This is a genomic window from Pseudomonas sp. RIT-562 (assembly GCF_026241895.1).
GTDB lineage: Bacteria > Pseudomonadota > Gammaproteobacteria > Pseudomonadales > Pseudomonadaceae > Aquipseudomonas > Aquipseudomonas mandelii_F.
Window position 1 is genome coordinate 1 of sequence record NZ_JAPJIV010000069.1, and the last position, 433, is coordinate 433.

Here is a 433-nt window from a genome sequence, read left to right on the forward strand (position 1 = left end):
GTAGTAAGCCTCCCAGATCTCATCAATAGCTTTGTGTGCTTTTGCCAGACGCTCGGCGTCCATAAATGGCGGCTGCGTGGCGCGAGCTTGATCGAACGCAGGATGGCCAGGACTACCGGCCAGGACTTCTGATCCATCCTCTCCATACAGCGCCAAGTCTCTTCGCCCGGCAACACCGAAGAACACCATGCGTTCGCTCAAATAAGTGCCCCATGGTTCACGTCCCCGCGAGTAGAGAAACCAGGCCCGCGAGTCGTGGACCTGATCGTCGAACAGCGCACGCAATAAACCCTCGGGCTTGTTGGCGTTCAGGCTTTCATCCACCAGCCCGCGAGTCTCTTCATCTTTATGGTTGCCCCAGTCACTGGGCGGTGGGAACAACAGGCTGACCTTGGCTCGTCCCGCTGTTTTCATGCGCAAACGCTCAGCACGT

1 protein-coding gene is annotated in these 433 nt (G+C 57.7%); it reads right to left on the reverse strand.

Annotated features, from left to right (window positions below; translation table 11 throughout):
- Positions 1-414 (reverse strand): T6SS phospholipase effector Tle1-like catalytic domain-containing protein (locus tag ORL50_RS28780; protein WP_490722697.1); only part of this gene is annotated, 414 nt, incomplete at its 3' end.
- Positions 415-433 lie beyond the last annotated feature (19 nt).